This window comes from Gemmobacter sp. 24YEA27 (assembly GCF_030052995.1).
In the GTDB taxonomy this organism is placed as follows: Bacteria; Pseudomonadota; Alphaproteobacteria; order Rhodobacterales; family Rhodobacteraceae; genus Pseudogemmobacter.
In genome coordinates, this window is record NZ_JASJPW010000001.1 from 2,606,153 (window position 1) to 2,624,576 (window position 18,424).

Annotated in this window: 15 protein-coding genes; 11 read left to right on the forward strand and 4 right to left on the reverse strand. The window is 63.6% G+C overall.

The annotated features are described in order from the left end of the window. The first annotated feature begins 474 nt into the window (after nucleotides 1-474). Together QNO18_RS13005 and eno are read left to right on the forward strand one after the other, a co-directional pair. Entirely contained in the window at nucleotides 475-1,407 is a 933-nt protein-coding gene (locus QNO18_RS13005) for a DMT family transporter (protein ID WP_283178000.1), read from the forward strand. A 141-nt stretch (nucleotides 1,408-1,548) separates the two neighbouring features. Then, nucleotides 1,549-2,826 (forward strand): phosphopyruvate hydratase, encoded by a 1,278-nt coding sequence (gene eno, locus QNO18_RS13010; protein WP_283178001.1) that lies wholly within the window; start codon nucleotides 1,549-1,551, stop codon nucleotides 2,824-2,826. A 93-nt stretch (nucleotides 2,827-2,919) separates the two neighbouring features. Here the strand turns inward: eno and QNO18_RS13015 are convergent, their stop codons facing one another. Together QNO18_RS13015 and QNO18_RS13020 are read right to left on the reverse strand one after the other, a co-directional pair. Beyond that, the gene (locus QNO18_RS13015; protein WP_283178002.1) at nucleotides 2,920-3,462 is read right to left on the reverse strand and encodes an RSP_2648 family PIN domain-containing protein; all 543 of its coding nucleotides are present in this window, start codon (nucleotides 3,460-3,462) and stop codon (nucleotides 2,920-2,922) included. Between the two features lies 1 nt (nucleotide 3,463). Continuing rightward, nucleotides 3,464-4,687: an RSP_2647 family RNA methyltransferase gene (locus tag QNO18_RS13020; RefSeq protein ID WP_283178003.1), complete on the reverse strand. Its 1,224-nt coding sequence runs from the start codon at nucleotides 4,685-4,687 to the stop codon at nucleotides 3,464-3,466. Between the two features lie 304 nt (nucleotides 4,688-4,991). Between QNO18_RS13020 and edd the strand changes: the two genes are divergently transcribed. After that, the gene (gene edd / locus QNO18_RS13025) at nucleotides 4,992-6,809 is read left to right on the forward strand and encodes a phosphogluconate dehydratase (protein ID WP_283178004.1); all 1,818 of its coding nucleotides are present in this window, start codon (nucleotides 4,992-4,994) and stop codon (nucleotides 6,807-6,809) included. Nucleotides 6,810-6,938: 129 nt separating this feature from the next. Then, nucleotides 6,939-7,583, forward strand: coding sequence for a bifunctional 4-hydroxy-2-oxoglutarate aldolase/2-dehydro-3-deoxy-phosphogluconate aldolase (gene eda, locus QNO18_RS13030; RefSeq protein WP_283178005.1), 645 nt, complete (start codon nucleotides 6,939-6,941; stop codon nucleotides 7,581-7,583). A gap of 4 nt (nucleotides 7,584-7,587) precedes the next feature. On the opposite strand, the gene QNO18_RS13035 is transcribed toward eda, so the two are convergent. Then, nucleotides 7,588-7,854 carry a hypothetical protein gene (locus QNO18_RS13035; RefSeq protein WP_283178800.1) on the reverse strand — a complete coding sequence of 89 codons (267 nt, stop codon included), beginning with the start codon at nucleotides 7,852-7,854 and terminating at the stop codon, nucleotides 7,588-7,590. A gap of 19 nt (nucleotides 7,855-7,873) precedes the next feature. After that, entirely contained in the window at nucleotides 7,874-10,672 is a 2,799-nt protein-coding gene (locus QNO18_RS13040; RefSeq protein ID WP_283178006.1) for a glutamine-synthetase adenylyltransferase, read from the reverse strand. A 9-nt stretch (nucleotides 10,673-10,681) separates the two neighbouring features. Between QNO18_RS13040 and QNO18_RS13045 the strand changes: the two genes are divergently transcribed. The 7 genes from QNO18_RS13045 (at nucleotide 10,682) to QNO18_RS13075 (ending at nucleotide 18,348) form a co-directional block, all read left to right on the forward strand. After that, nucleotides 10,682-10,819, forward strand: coding sequence for a hypothetical protein (locus QNO18_RS13045; protein WP_283178007.1), 138 nt, complete (start codon nucleotides 10,682-10,684; stop codon nucleotides 10,817-10,819). Nucleotides 10,820-10,972: 153 nt separating this feature from the next. Continuing rightward, the gene (locus QNO18_RS13050) at nucleotides 10,973-11,464 is read left to right on the forward strand and encodes a DUF2852 domain-containing protein (protein ID WP_283178801.1); all 492 of its coding nucleotides are present in this window, start codon (nucleotides 10,973-10,975) and stop codon (nucleotides 11,462-11,464) included. A 349-nt stretch (nucleotides 11,465-11,813) separates the two neighbouring features. Beyond that, the gene (locus QNO18_RS13055; protein WP_283178008.1) at nucleotides 11,814-12,674 is read left to right on the forward strand and encodes an arginyltransferase; all 861 of its coding nucleotides are present in this window, start codon (nucleotides 11,814-11,816) and stop codon (nucleotides 12,672-12,674) included. Between the two features lie 518 nt (nucleotides 12,675-13,192). After that, nucleotides 13,193-14,941, forward strand: a complete 1,749-nt coding sequence (locus QNO18_RS13060) for an acetolactate synthase 3 large subunit (RefSeq protein ID WP_283178009.1) — start codon at nucleotides 13,193-13,195, stop codon at nucleotides 14,939-14,941. Between the two features lie 68 nt (nucleotides 14,942-15,009). Beyond that, entirely contained in the window at nucleotides 15,010-15,570 is a 561-nt protein-coding gene (gene ilvN / locus QNO18_RS13065) for an acetolactate synthase small subunit (RefSeq protein WP_283178010.1), read from the forward strand. 203 nt (nucleotides 15,571-15,773) lie between these two features. Further along, nucleotides 15,774-17,621: an ABC-F family ATP-binding cassette domain-containing protein gene (locus tag QNO18_RS13070; protein WP_283178011.1), complete on the forward strand. Its 1,848-nt coding sequence runs from the start codon at nucleotides 15,774-15,776 to the stop codon at nucleotides 17,619-17,621. Nucleotides 17,622-17,748: 127 nt separating this feature from the next. Then, a complete protein-coding gene (locus QNO18_RS13075; protein WP_198838117.1) occupies nucleotides 17,749-18,348 on the forward strand; it encodes a nitroreductase family protein in 600 nt (199 codons plus the stop codon). Nucleotides 18,349-18,424 lie beyond the last annotated feature (76 nt).

The window sequence follows — 18,424 nt, forward strand, 5'->3', positions numbered from 1 at the left end:
TCCTGGTCCGCATTGTCATCTTGACGTCACGGGGTCATATGCCTGCGACGGGCCAGGCCCCGCCCCAGGGCTCACGGGGCGCGGATGTGGGCAAATCTGTGGACGATTCCGGGATGTCTTCTGGCCGGTGCCGGCTTTTCCCTCCGATCCGGGCGGTTTGGCCCAAAAGCTTCACATCGCGGATGAAGCCTGGCCAGATACGCGGTGCACTGGGTTAGCCTGTGGAAAACAGTCATGCGACCGATTCCCCAAAACGCCGTATGTGGTGCCGGGCAAAAATGTCGCAACCGCGCGAAATCGCAAACAGGGGTCGCCGCTGCCTCATTCTGTCGCAGGTGAGACGGCTGCGTCACTTTCCCCTGCGTAAAACTCGGGCTAAGAGCAGGAAAGTCACCACCATATGCCGGGCGTAAGCGCGTCCCTGATGGCAAAACCGGCCCAGGGGCCGGCAGGCGGTGTGAAGGAGTTTAGCGAATGAGTGCCCCGAATGCCGCCCCGGACAGCGCCGCAGAACGCGCGGCAACAAGCGCTGCCGCAAGCGTGACAGAAAACCGCAGGGCCGCTGTACTGATGGTCAGCGCCATGGCCGCTTTTGCCATCGAGGATACCTTTCTCAAACATGCCGCAGTCTCGATGCCGCCGGGCCAGGTCCTGGTGATCAACGGCCTTGCGGGGGGCGGTATTTTCGCGCTCCTGGCGCTGCGTCGTGGCGAGGCGGTGTTCAGTATGGCCGCATTGCGCGGCATGGCGCTGATCCGCAATGTCTCGGAGGGGGTGGCAGCTTTCACCTATCTGCTGGCACTGGCGCTGGTGCCTATGGCAATGGCCTCGGCGCTGTTACAGGCTTCGCCCCTGATGATCACTGCGGGGGCCGCGCTGTTTCTGGGCGAGACCGTCGGCTGGCGGCGCTGGATCTCGATCCTGACCGGCTTTGTCGGTGTGATGATCATTCTGGAACCCTGGAAGGCCGGGATCGACATTGCCGGCCTCGCCATGGTCGGCTGCGTCATAGCCCTTTCGGTACGCGACCTCGTGACGCGCCGGTTGCCGCCGCATCTGGGAACAATGAGCCTTTCCTCCTGGGGGGTTCTGGCCTCGGTCCCTGCGGGCGTGCTTCTGATGCTGGTGCGCGGCGAGGGCTTCCAGGCGCCCGCCCCCGAACAGGGTGTGGTGCTGGCCTGCGCGGTCTTAGCCGGGCTGATCGGTTACTATATGGTGGTCGAGTCGATGCGGATCGGCGAAGTTTCGGCCGTGGCACCGTTTCGTTACACGCGCCTGGTATTCGCGTTCATACTGGCTGTCCTTTTCCTTGGCGAACATCTGAGCCTCAATGTGGTGATCGGATCGGGCCTCGTGATCCTGTCCGGCCTCTATATGTTCGGCCGCGCCAGAAAACGGGCGCATTAACCAGAACGCAACAAGCCCTGCAAAAAACACGCAGGCCTGGGGATTGCCGCCCTTCCCCAGGGCGGCGGCTCCCGCTAAACGGGGATCGGGATCGGCCCATCCCGCCCGACTGAAACAGAAACGTCTGACCCGGAGCTTACGATGAGCACGATCATTGACATTCACGCCCGCGAAATTCTCGACAGCCGCGGCAATCCGACCGTAGAGGTCGATGTGGTGCTGGAAAGCGGCGCCATGGGCCGCGCTGCAGTGCCCTCGGGGGCCTCGACCGGCGCCCATGAGGCCAATGAGCGCCGCGATGGCGACAAATCCCGCTATTTCGGCAAAGGCGTGCTGGAGGCGGTGGCTGCCGTCAATGGCGAGATCGCCGAAGAGCTGGTTGGCTATGACGCCACCGAACAGACCGGCATCGACCGCACCATGATCGAGATGGACGGCACGCCGAACAAATCCCGCCTTGGCGCGAATGCGATCCTCGGCGTCTCGCTCGCGGTGGCAAAGGCTGCGGCGGAATACACCACCCAGCCGCTCTACCGCTATATCGGCGGCACCTCGGCGCGCGTGCTGCCGGTCCCGATGATGAATATCATCAATGGCGGCGAACATGCCGACAACCCGATCGACATTCAGGAATTCATGATCATGCCGGTCGGCGCGGATGATATCCGTGACGCGGTCCGCATGGGGTCGGAAGTCTTCCACACGCTGAAAAAAGAGCTGTCGGCAGCGGGCTATGGCACCAATGTCGGCGATGAGGGAGGCTTTGCGCCGAACCTGTCTTCGTCGCGCGTGGCGCTCGACTTCATTCTGAAGGCGATTGAAAAGGCAGGTTACAAGCCCGGCGAGGATATCTACCTCGCCCTCGATTGCGCCGCGACCGAGTATTTCAAGGGCGGCAAATATGAGATGAAGGGTGAAGGCATCTCGCTTTCCTCGGAAGAGAATGCCGAATACCTCGCGAAGCTCGCGGCGGATTACCCGATCATCTCGATCGAAGACGGTATGGCCGAAGATGACTGGGCGGGCTGGAAGCTTCTGACCGACAGGATCGGCAACAAGGTGCAGCTGGTGGGTGACGATCTTTTCGTGACCAATCCGCGCCGTCTGGCCGAGGGCATCAGCAAGGGTATCGCCAATTCGATGCTGGTGAAGGTCAACCAGATCGGCACCCTGACCGAGACGCTTGAGGCCGTCGATATGGCACATCGCGCGCGCTATACCAATGTGATGTCGCATCGTTCGGGCGAGACCGAAGACAGCACCATCGCTGATCTCGCCGTCGCGACGAATTGCGGTCAGATCAAGACCGGCTCGCTGTCGCGCTCGGACCGGATGGCAAAATACAACCAGCTGATCCGTATCGAAGAAATGCTGGGCGAAACCGCCGAATACGCGGGGCGTTCGATCCTGAAGGGCTGACCTCAGCCAGAAGCCGGATTTTTTCAAAAAATCCGGCACAAATTTCGTTTCCGAAATTTGCGGGCGCCTTTAGGCGCCCGTTTTCGTGCCGGATCAGCCGGCCAGGGCTTTGGCGAGACGAAAGAGCCGCACGCGTTTCAAAAGCGGTTTCACGCCGACCGGCTGGCCGGACAGGTTTTCGGCTTTTGCACGCACCCGCTCGACAATCGCCGCCATCTTTTCCGGCGCGCGCGAGTGCAGCTCCCACAGAAAGCCATCCGGATCCCTTCGGGAAATGCCTTCCTCCGCCAGAACATGACCAGGAAAATCCGAGGCGTTGAAGGTCACAATCGCATCGGCATGGCCGGCGATGCCCGTCGCCAGCACATGCAGATCGCCGGGATCGGGCAACACCAGGCGCGCCTCGATGGCCGGTTGTGGCGCCACCCGTCCGCGCGGGAAAGCCGCGCGAAACAGCGCAGCCTCGCCTTCGGCCACCACCTGCACCCCGGGCCCGAGTTTGGCCGACGAATGCGTCCATTCGCCGAGGATCCGGTCGGACCAGACCGGCTCATAGAGACCCGCCTCACCCGCGCCCTGCAAGATCTCCCGCAAAACCGTCGGGAAGAGGACACAAGCGTCGAGAACGGCCTTCATCTCAGCCGTCCAGGCGGAAGGCGAGCGCCTTGAGATACCCCGTTTCCGCAAGCTGCGGCAGCACCGGATGGTCGGGGCCGGCAAAACCGGTATAGATCAGCTGCCCGCGCCGCCCGCCCCGCCCGATCCCGCGGGCCGAAGCATTGCGGAAGGATGAAAGATCCGCGGCATGCGAACAGGAACAGAGGACCAGATAGCCGCCGGGCGCAACCAGCGCAGCCGCCAGCTTTGCCACCCGTTCATAGGCCCTGAGCCCGGCCTCAAGCGCCGGTTTGGCCGGAGCAAAGGCCGGCGGGTCGCAGATCACCAGATCGAACTGCGCCCCTTCCGCCCCAAGCGCCTCGAGCACCTGGAAGGCATCGCCCTGCCGCGTCGAAAACCGCTCTGCTACGCCCGAGGCTTTTGCGCCTCCCTCGGCCAGCGCCAGCGCCGGCGCAGATCCGTCGACTGCCAGTGCGCTTTCGGCGCCCCCGGCCAAAGCCGCCAGAGCGAAACCGCCGACATGGCTGAACATATCCAGCACCCGCGCCCCGCGCGCCAGCCGGGCCGTGAATGCATGGTTCTCGCGCTGGTCAAAGAAGAGCCCGGTCTTTTGCCCCCCGGTCAGGTCGGCAAGATAGGTCGCACCGTTCATCGGTACAGCAAGCGGCGCGGCAGGCGTTGTGCCCAGCACGGTCACGATCTCTTCGGAAAGGCCCTCAAGCCCCCGTGCCCGGCCCGAGCCGTTCTTGATCACGGTTGTCACGCCGGTGACTGCTGCCAGCGCCGAGACGAGGGTCGCGAGATGCGCTTCGGCCCAGGCGGCATTGGGCTGCACCACCGCCACATCGCCGAAGCGGTCGATCACAACGCCGGGAAGCCCGTCGGCCTCGGCATGAACCAGGCGGTAGAAGGGCTCGGGGTAAAGCCGTGCCCGCGCAGCCAGTGCCCGCGTCAGACGTGCTTTGAACCAGGCCTCATCAATCGCCGCCTCCGGATCGCGGTCGAGCATCCGCGCCACGATCTTCGATGCGGGATTTATGGTCACAAGGCCAAGCGGCCGGCGCTCGGCATCTTCCAGCACCGCGAGCGCACCCGGCGCCAGCGCGGAGGTCCGGCGGTCCATCACCAGCTCATCGGCATAGACCCAGGGGTAGCCGTGGCGGATCGCGCGGGCCTCAGCCTTGGGCCGCAGCCGCACAGTTGGATATTTATACGCGGCGGTGGGGATATCTGTCTCTGTCATGCCCTCCTCTTACTCAACCGCGTCACTTTGTGAAAGTGGCATGGTCGCTCTTCGGCAGTGGAATACGGTTGCGCCCGGCTCTCACGCCGGATCGCGATATCCGGCCTTTGACCCAGCCGCCATTTTGTGCTGTTCCCATGGCAAAGCTCTTGCAAAATGGGGCTCACCCCTTTAATGTTAGCGCTAACAGACTTATCTTCAACCAGGATTCCCCTGCCGACCCGATTTCCGCCCCAGCTTCTCCGATATGCGGCCCTCTGACACCCGCGACGGAGATCCCCAAAGCCAGGACCGAGAGACCATCATGACATCGAGGCCAGACCTGAACCCGATCATCGCCCGCGTCACCGACCGGATCCGCAGGCGGTCAGAGCACTCGCGCTCCGCCTATCTGGCGCGGATGGAGGCGGCGGTTGCCAAAGGCCCGGTGCGCGCGCATCTGAGCTGTTCCAACCAGGCCCATGCCTATGCGGCGATGGGCCCCGACAAGGCGGATCTCGCGCTTGGCCGGGCGCCGAATATCGGGGTGATCACGGCTTACAACGACATGCTCTCAGCGCATCAGCCCTATGAGGATTACCCGAAGATCATCCGCGAGACCGCGCGCAGGCTCGGGGCCACTGCCCAGGTCGCAGGCGGTGTACCCGCGATGTGTGACGGCGTGACCCAGGGCCAGCCGGGGATGGAGCTGTCGCTGTTTTCGCGTGATGTGATCGCGCTGGCGGCCGGCGTCTCACTCAGCCATGACTGTTACGACTCGGCGCTGTGGCTCGGGGTTTGCGACAAGATCGTGCCGGGGCTGATCATGGCCGCCGCCACTTTTGGCCATATCCCGTCGATTTTCATCCCCGCAGGCCCGATGACCAGCGGCATCGGCAATGACGAGAAAGCCAGGGTCCGTGCCGCCTTCGCCGAGGGCAAGGCCACGCGCGAGGAACTGATGGCGGCCGAGATGGCCTCCTATCACGGGCCGGGCACCTGCACCTTTTACGGCACCGCCAATACAAACCAGATGCTGATGGAGGTGATGGGCCTCCACCTCCCCGGCGCCACTTTCGTCAACCCGGGCACGCCTTTGCGCGAGGCGCTGACCGAGGCGGCTGTGGCGCGCGCGGCGGCGATCACCGCTTTGGGCAATGATTTCCGCCCGGCGGGCGAGATCCTTGATGAGCGCGCCTATGTGAACGGGATTGTCGGACTGATGGCCACGGGTGGCTCGACCAATCTTGTGCTGCATCTGCCCGCTATGGCCAGGGCCTCGGGCGTGCTGCTCGACCTTGAGGACTTTGACGATCTGTCGGGGGCCGTGCCGCTGATGGCACGGGTCTATCCGAACGGGCTGGCGGATGTGAACCATTTCCACGCGGCGGGAGGCTTGCAGTTCCTGATCCGCGATCTGCTGGGCGCGGGGCTTTTGCATGAGGATGTGAAGACGGTCGCGGGCGACGGGCTGACACATTACACGCGCGAGCCCGAATTGCATGAGGGCACCTTCCGCTACCGCGAAGGCCCGGCAAAAACACTGAACGACAGGATCCTGCGTCCGGCTGCCGATCCCTTTGCCGAGACCGGCGGGTTGCGGCAGCTGGAGGGCAATCTCGGTCGCGCGGTGATCAAGATCTCCGCCGTGGCGCCCGAGCGCCATGTGATCGAAGCACCTGCCCGGGTGTTCCATGACCAGGAAAGCGTCAAAGCGGCCTTCAAACGCGGAGAGTTCACCAGCGATATGATCGTGGTGTTGCGCTTCCAGGGGCCGCAGGCCAATGGAATGCCCGAGCTGCATTCGCTGACGCCGGTGCTGACCGTGTTGCAGGATCGCGGGCTGAAAGTGGCGCTGGTGACCGATGGCCGCATGTCGGGTGCCAGCGGCAAGGTGCCGGCTGCAATCCATGTCTCACCCGAAGCTGCCTGTGGCGGCCCGCTCGCGCGGTTGCAGGATGGTGATCTGTTGCGCCTTGATGCAGCGAAGGGGGAGCTGACCTGCCTCGCCCCCGATTTCGCGACCCGTGCCCCGGTCGTGGCCGATCTGAGCGCCAACGGATATGGCACCGGACGCGAGCTTTTCGAGATGTTCCGCCGCTCGGTCGGCAATGCGGAACATGGCGCGGCAGTGGTGGTCTGATCCGCCGCCGCGATTCCTGACATCTGCCGGAGGCCTCTGGCGGGAGAATTCAGGTCAAGAGGAAGATGCTGTTTTCCCCTTGATAAAACTTAACGCTGCCGCTGGCAGATCCCTGTCCGAGGAAGAGACATGACCCCCGCAGAGCAATCCATTGCCGCTGAACAGATCTGCCGGCTGGCACCGGTTGTACCGGTTCTGATCGTAGAAGATGTGACCCAGGCCGCGCCGCTGGCGAAAGCCCTGGTCGCAGGTGGCCTGCCCGCGCTTGAGGTTACCCTGCGCACGAAGGCTGCGCTGGAGGTGATCCGCGCAATGGCCGAGGTCGAGGGCGGTGTGGTCGGGGCGGGGACGCTCCTGACCCGCACGGATGTGAAGGCGGCGATGGCCGCCGGCGCGAAATTCGGGGTTTCGCCCGGTGCCACCCAGGCGCTGATCGAGGCCTGCGAGGATGAGGGGCTGCCACTGCTGCCGGGGGCGGCTTCGGCCTCGGAGGCCATGGCTTTGCTTGAGCGCGGCTATACGGTGCAGAAGTTCTTTCCCGCCGAACAGGCCGGCGGTGCCGGGTTTCTTAAGGCGCTCTCATCACCACTGCCCCAGGTGCGGTTTTGCCCGACCGGTGGCATCAGCCTGAAAAACGCCGGGGATTATCTCGGCCTGCCGAATGTGCTTTGCGTGGGCGGCAGCTGGGTGGCGCCGAAAGACGCACTTGCGGCCGGCAGCTGGAGCGAGGTCACCCTTCTGGCCGCTGAGGCCAGGGGCCTTGCCCGCCGCTGACCTCTCAGGCTGACCTTCCCAGACGACCGCCGCGGCGCTTTGGCTCTGCGGCGGGCATCAGCCCCGCGGTCAGCACCTCGTTCATCGGATGATCCGGCGCGGTGGCGCTGTATTCCGCGATCAGGGTGCGCAGCGCATCGGGGATCTTGCGATTATCCGCGACACTCAGCGCCCAGTCCATGAAGATCGACCGGCATTCGCCAGGCGAAATCCCTTCGATCCGGTAGCTCTCCCGGACCAGTCCTTTCGGATCTGCCTCTTCCAGCCGCACAGCCAGCCTCCCCATCGCCTTACCCGTTCTGTTTTGCCGCAAATTGCCGCGTGCAGACGCCGCCTGCAAGCACCACCACCGACCGAAGCTGTGCCAGAAGCGTCTCCATGTCGCTTTCCCCGGTCTCGCGCAGCAAAAACGCGCGCCCCCCTTCGCCGATCATGGCCGGATCAAGTGGCCCTTCGCTCAGGAGCCGCGCCGCACAATGGAGCGACCAGAGGAAGCGCCAGGCCTTTGCAAGGCCTTCCTGATCGGACTTCTCAAACACCTGTTTCGCGCCGGCAAGCTGGCGCTCGATCGTTCGGGCCGGGTTCGCGGTGATCAGCGCCGCCATTTCGGCGACAAGCTCGATATCCATGAGCCGGCCGGGGCCGTTTTTCGTTTCCCATTCCCCGCGCGCGGGCTTGGCCTCCTGCAACCGCGCCCGCATCGCCGCGACATCGGCGACCACATTTCCGCCTGCGCCTTTCACCGCGATCACCTCGCGGCGGGCCTCTTCGACCGCGACGGCAAGCGTCGGATCGCCGGCCAGCACCCGCGCCCGCGTCAGCGCGAGATGTTCCCAGGTCCAGGCCTCAGTCATCTGATAATCGCGCCAGCCTGTCAGCGAGGTCGCAACCGGCCCCTGGCGCCCCGAAGGGCGCAGCCGCACATCGACCTCGTAAAGCCTGCCCCCCGCCGTCTGGGCCGACAGCGCGGTCACCATCGCCTGGGTCAGCCGCGCGTAATAGGTGCGCACCGGAAGCGGGCGGCGGCCCTCAGAATGTTCGGCCTCGACCCCGTCCGCGAAAGCATCATAGATCAGGATCAGGTCAAGGTCAGAACAGGCATTGAGCCGCCCTGCCCCAAGGCTTCCCATGCCCAGCAGCACCGCGCCCCGGCCCGGCGGCGCGCCATGTTTGGCCGCGAATTCAGCCAGGACCCGGGGCCAGAGCGCGGCCACCACCGCCTCGGCCAGATCGGAATATTGCTTGCCGGCTTCGAAACTGTCGATCAGCCCGCGCAGGTGATGAACGCCGATGCGGAAATGCCATTCCTTCATCCAGCGCCGCGCCTCATCGAGCTGACGTTCGTAATCGGCAAGGTCCCCAAGCCGCTGCGACAGCGCCGCCGTCAGGCCGCGCGCGCCGGGCCAGGGCTCGAAGAACGCCCCCCCGATCACCGCATCAAGAACCGCCGCATTGCGTGAGAGATAACGGGCAAGCTCCGGCGCGGTGCCGGCAATGTCGATGATCAGGGCCACCAGCTGCGGATTGGCCTCGAACAATGAGAAGATCTGCACGCCCGAGGGCAGGCCCGCCAGAAACCCGTCAAGTGCCACCAGCGCCTCATCCGGATTGGCGGCTGCGGCCAGCGATTTCAGGAATTGCGGGCGGAGGCGGCGGAAAATGGTCTGGGCGCGATCCGAGCGCAGACAGGGGTAATGCTGCCAGCCCCCGACGATCGAACGGGCGTGATCGGAGAGCTGCGGCACTTCCTCTGCGGGCGCATCAGGGGCGAAGAAGCCCTCGGTCAGATCATCGGTGCGCTTCAGCCGCGTGATCAGCCCCTCGCGGAACTGGTCCTCGGCTTCGCCCATGAAGGCGGCGATCCGCGCGACGCCCCCGGCCGTCGGCGGCATGGTCTGGGTCTGAGCGTCGCCGACCATCTGGAGCCGGTGCTCCAGCTCGCGATGCGCGCGGTAAAGCGTGGTCAGCTCAGTGGCCACATCGCCGGGGATCCAGCCCTTTTCTGCCAGCGCCGCAAGGCCGCCTTCGGTGGTCGGATCACGCAGATCCGGGTCGCGGCCCCCGGCGATCAGCTGGCGGGTCTGGGTGAAAAACTCGATCTCGCGGATGCCGCCAAGGCCGAGCTTGATATTGTGGTTCTCGACCGTCAGCGGCCCGTTCAGCCCGCGATGTTCGCGGATCCTCAGCCGCATGTCATGCGCGTCCTGTATCGCGGCATAGTCGAGATGTTTGCGCCAGACAAAGGGCGTCAACGACTGCAAAAAGCGCCGCCCGGCCTCCAGATCGCCGCCACAGGGCCGCGCCTTGATATAGGCCGCACGTTCCCAGGTGCGCCCCTCCGCCTCATAGTAATTATAGGCCGCCCCCATCGAGAGGCAGACCGGCATCACCGAGGCATCGGGCCGGAGCCGCAGATCGGTGCGGAAAACATAGCCCTCGGAGGTCACGTCCGAGAGGATCGCCGTCATTTTCTTGGTCACGCGAATAAAACTGGCGCGGGCCTCGGCCTGGTCCTCGCCATAGCGCTCCTGGTCGAAAAGGCAGATGAGGTCGATATCCGAGGAGTAGTTCAGCTCTCCCGCGCCCATCTTGCCCATGGCAAGCACGGTCATGCCACCCGCGGTCTCCGCATCCTGCGGGTCAGCACCCGGCAGTTTGCCGCGGCGGATTTCCTCAGCCACAAGCCATTTGACACTGAGATCGACCGCGAGATCGGCAAGCGCGGTGAGCGCGCCGGTCACTTCATTCAGCTGCCAGACCCCGCCCAGATCGCACAGCGCCGTCAGGAGCGCCGCACGCCGCTTGGCCTGGCGCAGCGCCGCACCCAGAGTATCAAGCCCGGCCTCGCGCGGCTCGGCCAGCAACGAGGCGAGCGCATGTTCCGGCGCGCCCGCGAGCGCCTGGCGGATCCAGACGGCCTCGCGTTCCAGCAAGCCGCCGAGATAGGGCGAACAGCCCGCTATGCCCCCGATCAACCCCGCCATCAGAGGCCCGAGATCGGCAAATTCAGCCATGGCCCCCGCCCCGGCTGCGGGATCGAAGGCGATGGGCTGGCGGGTGATGCGGGCGGCAAAGGCGTGATCTGACATGAGCGCAAAATGCGGCGCGGTGACGGGGGGGTCAATTCCCCTGATCGCGGGCGGAGCGGCTTTGGCAAAGAATTCCACCTTTCCGGCCAGCAGGAACCGCTCGGGCTGCCTGAGGTGTCACGGCTGGCCCAGGCGAAAAGCCGCTGAACCGCCAGGCATCGCGGCTCCGGCCATGTAAATATCATTCACATCCCCCTTGAAAGAACCGGGAGCCAGCCGCAAATTATCCATGTGAACGACATTTACATCTGAACAGGGAGTGACCTTGAGATGAACAGCACAGCTGGTTCCCGCACGGGCATGATGGCCTTTCGCGGGTTTACCGACCGGCTTCGCCAGGCTGAGGCCTGGCTTGATGCCCGTGGCAAATGGGCCTGGATTGCCGCCATGGTGGCGGGGTTCGTGATTTTCGTTCCACTTGGCCTCGCAATTCTGGCCTGGATGATCTGGGGAAAACAGATGTTCGGATTCGCCTGCAGCAACCGCAGACATGACCGCAGCGCCCGTAATGGCTTTGGCCGCCAGGGCTTTGACCGCCACGCGCCGTTCCGCGCCACCGGCAACGCGGCCTTCGACTCTTACCGCGATGAGACCCTGCGCCGTCTGGAAGACGAACAGAGCGCATTTGAATCCTTCCTCCAACGCCTGCGCGATGCCCGCGACAAGCAGGAATTCGACCATTTCATGGAAGAACGCGCCCGGGGCGTCTCTGATGCCGCCGCCGCCCGGCCTGAAACCGGCGCTGAAACCCGGCCGGAAACCGGCGAAGCGCCCCGCCGTGGCGAATACTGAGGCACTGCGCCCCTGATGTCGCCTGTATCAAAGCCGCAGCCGGCGAGGCATACCAGCTGAGAGGTGCCCGGCGAAGGATTTCCACCACCTGACAGACAGGAAAACATCAGCGCTCCGGCCAGTGGCCGGAGCGCAGCTTTGCCGAATTTGCGCTGTTGTCGGATGGGATTGCCCTTGCTAGGGTCTCGCCTGACCACCGCTGGCTCTCTCCGGGTTCATGCCCGATCCGCCAGGCCTGCCTGAAAATATTGCCCGCGTCCCAAAGACCATCCTGCGAAAGGGCGCCCTTCCCGCGCCCGGACTTAAGACACGCCAACCGACAGAGACCCGTAACACCCCCGACAGCCCGATGCGCCATACCCTTCCCATCGCCCCACAATTCTATGTGACAGCACCCCAGCCCTGCCCCTATCTCGACGGGCGGATGGAGCGAAAGCTGTTCACCGCATTGCAGGGCGAGCATGCGCAAAAGCTGAATGATGCGCTGTCGAAACAGGGCTTCCGGCGCAGCCAGAATGTGCTTTACCGCCCGTCCTGCGCGGAATGTTCGGCCTGTCTCTCGGCGCGGATCCGGGTTGCGGATTTCAAGCCCTCGCGCACCCAGAAGCGGGTTTTGAAAAAGAACGAGGATCTGACCCGCAACGCAACCAGCCCCTGGGCGACGGAAGACCAGTTCCAGCTGTTCCGCCGCTATCTCGACACCCGTCATGCCGATGGGGGTATGGCGGATATGGATATTTTCGAATTCGCTGCCATGATCGAGGAAACTCCGATCCGGTCGCGGGTGATCGAATATACCCGTCCCGTGGACAGCGCTGATCCTGGCGGGTCGGACCGCTATGGATCAGACCACGACAGCCGGCTCGCGGCGGTCTGTCTGACCGATGTGTTCGATGACGGGCTTTCGATGGTCTATTCCTTTTATGACCCTGCGATGAACGCGCGCTCGCTGGGCAGCTATATCATCCTTGATCATGTCGAGATCGCGCGCGAGGCCGGGCTGCCCTATGTCTATCTTGGCTATTGGGTGCCAGGCAGCCGCAAGATGGGGTATAAGGCCAGCTTTGACGCGCTGGAGATTTTCAAGGGCGGGCAATGGACCGATCTGGGCTCGCCCGCCGATCACCGGGCCGAGCTTCATCCGCTCTCGGTCGATCCGATCGCCGAACAGGTCGCAAAGATCAGTCTGCCGGAGGCGCGTGGCTCCTGAAAAGATTTAGCACCTCCGGCTGGTCCTGCTTGCCGCCGTCGGGACAATTAGTGCCAGGATGAAACCTGCACCCGCCCGTCCGCCTCTGTGCCCTGTTGCGATTATCCGTTGTGAGTACGGGTTCACCCTGAAGGAAAATCAGGCGGCGCGGCGCGCTCCCTCCTCAGCCACAAGCCAGCGCTGCAACAGATTCGGGGCACGAAAACACGAAAATTGCCCTCCGCGACCAGTGGTCGAAATATTGTTGCGATTTTCACCCCTTCCTGGACAGATTCGGTGCAGATTTACGGTTGACGCCCCTCAGCAGCTTGCCTTAGGGTCCCGTCAGTCGCGCGGGCTTTCACAGTCCGCTGCGCTGAGGAGATGCGTATGGGCAGGATTATTGTCGTCGTAAGGGACAGGCGCATGGGCCGGTAACGGTTGCCATAATGGTCTCCCATGCGCCCCCGGATTAACCCTCGGGGGCTTTTTGTTTTGGAACGGCTGGCAGGAGCTGGCGAGAGGATGACGGTGCAGCGATGACGGCAAAGGTGATGACCGGCGCGAAGATGGTGGTGCAGGCTCTGAAGGATCAGGGCGTCGAGGTGGTGTTTGGCTATCCCGGCGGCGCAGTCCTGCCGATCTATGACGAGATTTTCCAGCAAAACGACATCCGCCATATTCTTGTCCGTCACGAACAGGGCGCAGTCCATATGGCCGAAGGCTATGCGCGTTCGACCGGCAAGGTGGGGGTGGCGCTGGTGACCTCGGGGCCGGGTGCGACCAATGCCGTGACCGGGCTGACCGATGCGCTGATGGATTCGATCCCGATCCTCGTCCTCTCGGGCCAGGTGCCGACCTTCATGATCGGGACCGACGGGTTCCAGGAGGCTGACACCGTTGGCATCACCCGCCCCTGCACCAAGATGAACTGGCTGGTGAAAGAGACCGAGAAGCTCTCGGATACGATCCACCAGGCTTTCCATGTCGCGAAATCTGGCCGTCCGGGCCCGGTGCTCGTCGACATCCCCAAGGATGTGCAATTTGCAACCGGCCCCTATTCCGCGCCGGAGAAAGTAAAGGTCTCGCATTACCAGCCGCGGGTGAAGGGCGATATCGACGCCATCACCCGGATGGTGGAACTGATGGAGACCGCCGAGCGGCCTTTGTTCTATACCGGCGGCGGCGTGATCAATTCCGGCAAGGGCGCGAGCCAGCTCTTGTGTGAGTTTGTCGAGGCGACCGGTTTCCCGATCACGTCGACGCTGATGGGGCTTGGCGCCTATCCGGCCAGCGGCAAGGCCTGGCTGGGGATGCTGGGGATGCACGGGCTTTACGAGGCCAATCTGGCGATGCATGGCTGCGATCTGATGATCAATGTCGGCGCGCGTTTTGACGACCGCATCACCGGCCGCGTCGCCGATTTCTCGCCGAAATCGAAGAAAGTGCATATCGATATTGATCCGTCATCCATCAATAAGGTCATCCGCGTCGATGTGCCGATCCTGGGCGATGTCGGCCATATCCTGGAAGACGCGCTGAAGATCTGGAAGGCGCGCGGGCGCCGCGTCAATAAAGATGGCCTCGCGAAATGGTGGGGTCAGCTCAATGAATGGCGGTCGGTCAACTGCCTTTCCTACACGCCGTCTTCGAGCACGATCAAACCGCAATATGCGCTGGAGCGGCTCGAAGCGCTGACCAAGGGCATGGATCGCTACATCACCACCGAAGTCGGCCAGCATCAGATGTGGGCGGCGCAGTTCCTCGGCTTTGACGAGCCGAACCGCTGGATGACCTCGGGCGGCCTCGGGACCATGGGCTATGGCATTCCGGCCTCGATCGGGGTGCAGGTCGCGCATCCCGAAGCGCTGGTGATCAACGTGGCGGGTGAGGCCTCCTGGCTGATGAATATGCAGGAGATGGGGACGGCGATGCAGTTCCGCGCTCCGGTCAAGCAGTTCATCCTGAACAATGAGCGGCTTGGTATGGTGCGCCAGTGGCAGGAGCTGTTGCATGGCGAGCGCTATTCGCATTCCTGGTCGGAAAGCCTGCCCGATTTCGTGAAACTGGCAGAGGCTTTCGGCTGCAAAGGGTTGCGGGTCGACGATCCGAAGGATCTCGATGACGCGATCCTGGAGATGATCCGTTATGACGGGCCGGTGATCTTTGATTGCCGCGTCGAGAAGCATGAGAATTGCTTCCCGATGATTCCCTCGGGCAGGCCGCATAATGAGATGCTGCTTTCGGCTGATGCGGATGCGTTCAAATCGGGCGCCGTGCTGGTGTGACATCGCGCGTGGGGGCCCTGCCCCCACACCCCCGGGATATTTAGAGACAGAAAATGAGAGGGCAGCCGATGTCTGCGCTTAAGATCAAAAAAGGCTCAACCAGCCACTCCGCCTATGACCTGCGCGACCCCCATTCCGAGGTCGAGGCGAGCCATACGCTGGCGGTGATCGTCGAAAATGAACCTGGCGTGCTGGCGCGGGTGATCGGGCTGTTTTCGGGCCGTGGTTACAATATCGACAGTCTGACCGTGGCCGAGGTCGATCATACCGGGCATCGCTCGCGGATCACTGTTGTGACGCGCGGTACACCGGCGGTGATCGACCAGATAGAGGCACAGCTGTCGCGTATGGTGCCGGTGCATGCCGTCCATGACCTGACCGCCGAAGGGCCGAGCGTGCAGCGCGAGCTCGCGCTGTTCAAGGTGGTCGGCAAGGGCGATCAGCGGATCGAGGCGCTGCGGCTGTGCGAGATTTTCCGCGCCAAGGTGGTCGATACCAGCCTCGAAAGCTTTATCTTCGAGCTGACGGGCACTCCGGACAAGATCGACGCTTTTGCAGATCTGATGCGCCCGCTTGGCCTGAAAGAAATCGCCCGAACCGGTGTCGCAGCCCTCTCGCGCGGCTTCTGATCAGGCCCTTGACCTTGCGGCCGGGCCGGCGCGGTGCCGCCTGCCGCCCATGCCGACCGCAGGCCTGCGCCAGCAGGCCTGCCCCCGCCCGCGGCTTTTGGACCGGAGCCGCGCAGCGGCTTGGGGCCAAAAGCGCGGGTTCCCTGCCGATCCCCGCCTGATCCCGGTTGACCTGAGACGCAGGCGCTGGCAAGGCGGGCGCCATGTTGCGCATCTCTGACATCACCTATTCCGTCGAAGGCCGCCCCCTGTTTGAAGGGGCCTCGGCCACCATTCCCACCGGCCATAAGGTCGGCCTTGTCGGGCGCAACGGCGCCGGCAAGACCACGCTCTTCCGGTTGATCCGGGGCCAGCTGGCGCTGGAGGGCGGCGAAATTTCGCTGCCCAGCCGCGCGAAGATCGGTGGCGTCGCGCAGGAAGTGCCCTCGTCCGAGACCTCGCTTCTCGATACGGTTCTCGCCGCCGATACCGAGCGCGCCAGCCTGATCCTGGAATCCGAAACCGCAACCGACCCGGCCCGGATTGCCGAGATCCAGTCGCGCCTGAGTGACATCGACGCCTGGTCGGCCGAGGGCCGCGCCTCTTCGATCCTCAAAGGTCTTGGCTTTGATGCAGACCAGCAGCTCATGCCCTGTTCCGCTTTTTCCGGCGGCTGGCGGATGCGGGTCGCGCTGGCCGGGGTCCTTTTCGCGCAGCCGGACCTTCTGCTCCTTGACGAGCCGACCAACTATCTCGACCTCGAAGGCGCGCTCTGGCTGGAGGCCTACCTCCAGAAATACCCCCATACCGTCATCATCATCAGCCATGATCGTGGCCTGCTGAACCGCGCGGTGCAGGGCATCCTGCATCTCGACAACAGGAAACTCACCTATTGGCAGGGCGGCTATGACCAGTTCGCCCGCCAGATGGCCGAGCGCCGTGCCCTCCAGGCCGCCGAAGCCAAAAAGCAAGAGGCCCGCCGCGCCCATCTGCAAAGCTTCGTTGACCGTTTCAAGGCCAAGGCCTCGAAAGCGACGCAAGCCCAGAGCCGCGTGAAAATGCTTGAGAAAATGACCTCGATCACCGCGCCCGAAGATGCGGCGCGGGTGGTTTTCACCTTCCCCGCACCGGAAGAGCTCTCGCCGCCGATCCTGACGCTGGATGGCGCGAGCGTGGGGTATGACGGGCCGCCGGTTCTGAAAAAACTCTCGCTCCGGATCGACCAGGACGACCGGATCGCGCTTCTGGGCCGCAATGGCGAGGGCAAATCGACGCTGTCAAAGCTGCTTGCCGGCAAGCTGAAAGAATCGGGCGGCAGCGTCACCCGGTCCTCAAAGCTGCGCATCGGCTATTTCGCGCAGCACCAGGTCGATGAGCTTTATATCGACGAGACGCCGCTGCAGCATATCCAGCGCCTGCGCCCGTCCGAGCATCAGGCGAAACTGCGCGCGCGGCTTGCGGGCTTTGGCCTTGGCGCCGATCAGGCGGAAACCGCCGTGGGGCGGCTTTCGGGCGGGCAAAAAGCACGGCTCTCGCTGCTGCTTGCGACCATCGACGCACCGCATATGCTGATCCTCGACGAGCCCACAAACCACCTCGATATCGAAAGCCGCGAGGCGCTCGTGGAGGCGCTGACCGAATATTCCGGCGCGGTGATCCTGGTCAGCCACGATATGCATCTGCTGTCGCTCGTGGCTGATCGGCTCTGGCTGGTGAAAGGGGGCGCGGTCGAGCCCTATAATGGCGATCTCGAAGATTATCGCCGTCTGCTTCTGACCCCGGATGAGGCGAGCAAACCCGCGAAAGCCGCGCCTGTGGTGAAAAAGGCCAGCCGCGAGGAAGTGACCGCGCTGAAGGCCGAGCTTCGGAAATGCGAGGAACGCGTCGCCAAGATCGAGGATATGCGTTCGAAACTGGCGGTGAAACTCGCGGATCCGGCGCTTTACGAAGATGACCGCAAGGGCGATCTGGGGGTCTGGAACCGGAAATATGCCGAGGTGATGGAGGCGCTGGACCGCGCCGAATCCCTCTGGATCAACGCCCAGGAGGCGCTGGAGAAAGCCAATCCATAATGGCCGCAGAGATGAACCCGAACTGTTCATCTCTGCACAGTCAACCCGTCTTGAAATTCTCCCGGTGCGAGAGTTGATAGGTGTCAACGCAAACGCCGCATTGCGGCATCCAGATAGGCACCTGAAAATGTCGAAGACCATCGAAGCCCTGACCAAGCGCCGCACCCAATATGCGCTTGGCCGCAATGTGACCCTGTCGAAAGATCAGATCGAAGCGCTGATCAAAGAGGCGATCCGCCAGGCCCCCTCGTCCTTCAACTCGCAAAGCTCGCGCGCTGTGATCCTGTTCGGTGCCGACAGCGAGAAAGTCTGGTCGCTGATCGATGCCGAACTGCGCAAGATCGTTCCGGCCGACGCTTTCGCCTCGACCGAAGCCAAGCTGAAATCCTTCGCTGCCGGCCTTGGCACCGTGCTGTTCTATGAAGACCAGGACACGATCAAAGGCCTGCAGGAAAACTTCCCGCTTTATGCCGATGCTTTCCCGGGCTTCTCGCTGCATTCCGCGGGCATGGCGCAGCTTGCCGTCTGGACCGCGCTTGCCGAAGAAGGCATCGGCGCCAGCCTGCAGCACTATTCGCCGATCGCCGATGCCGCGCTGACCGCCGGGTTCAACCTGCCCGCCAGCTGGAAACTCCAGGCGCAAATGCCCTTCGGCTCGAATGAAGCGCCTTTCCTCGACAAGGCCTTCATCGAAGACGCGCATCGCTTCGTTACTCTCGGCAAGTAAGCCGGGCCGGAACTTACCACAAAAGGGGAAGGCCACGCGCCTTCCCCTTTTGCATTTCTGTCACGGGGGGCGGTGA

Excerpts from the sequence above, each read along its gene's own strand:
- QNO18_RS13005 (WP_283178000.1), top strand. The coding sequence starts at position 475 with ATGAGTGCCCCGAATGCCGCCCCGGACAGCGCCGCAGAACGCGCGGCA.
- eno (WP_283178001.1), top strand. The coding sequence starts at position 1,549 with ATGAGCACGATCATTGACATTCACGCCCGCGAAATTCTCGACAGCCGC.
- QNO18_RS13015 (WP_283178002.1), bottom strand. The coding sequence starts at position 3,462 with ATGAAGGCCGTTCTCGACGCTTGTGTCCTCTTCCCGACGGTTTTGCGG.
- QNO18_RS13020 (WP_283178003.1), bottom strand. The coding sequence starts at position 4,687 with ATGACAGAGACAGATATCCCCACCGCCGCGTATAAATATCCAACTGTG.
- edd (WP_283178004.1), top strand. The coding sequence starts at position 4,992 with ATGACATCGAGGCCAGACCTGAACCCGATCATCGCCCGCGTCACCGAC.
- eda (WP_283178005.1), top strand. The coding sequence starts at position 6,939 with ATGACCCCCGCAGAGCAATCCATTGCCGCTGAACAGATCTGCCGGCTG.
- QNO18_RS13040 (WP_283178006.1), bottom strand. The coding sequence starts at position 10,672 with ATGTCAGATCACGCCTTTGCCGCCCGCATCACCCGCCAGCCCATCGCC.
- QNO18_RS13045 (WP_283178007.1), top strand. The coding sequence starts at position 10,682 with ATGCGGCGCGGTGACGGGGGGGTCAATTCCCCTGATCGCGGGCGGAGC.
- QNO18_RS13050 (WP_283178801.1), top strand. The coding sequence starts at position 10,973 with ATGATGGCCTTTCGCGGGTTTACCGACCGGCTTCGCCAGGCTGAGGCC.
- QNO18_RS13055 (WP_283178008.1), top strand. The coding sequence starts at position 11,814 with ATGCGCCATACCCTTCCCATCGCCCCACAATTCTATGTGACAGCACCC.
- QNO18_RS13060 (WP_283178009.1), top strand. The coding sequence starts at position 13,193 with ATGACGGCAAAGGTGATGACCGGCGCGAAGATGGTGGTGCAGGCTCTG.
- ilvN (WP_283178010.1), top strand. The coding sequence starts at position 15,010 with ATGTCTGCGCTTAAGATCAAAAAAGGCTCAACCAGCCACTCCGCCTAT.
- QNO18_RS13070 (WP_283178011.1), top strand. The coding sequence starts at position 15,774 with ATGTTGCGCATCTCTGACATCACCTATTCCGTCGAAGGCCGCCCCCTG.
- QNO18_RS13075 (WP_198838117.1), top strand. The coding sequence starts at position 17,749 with ATGTCGAAGACCATCGAAGCCCTGACCAAGCGCCGCACCCAATATGCG.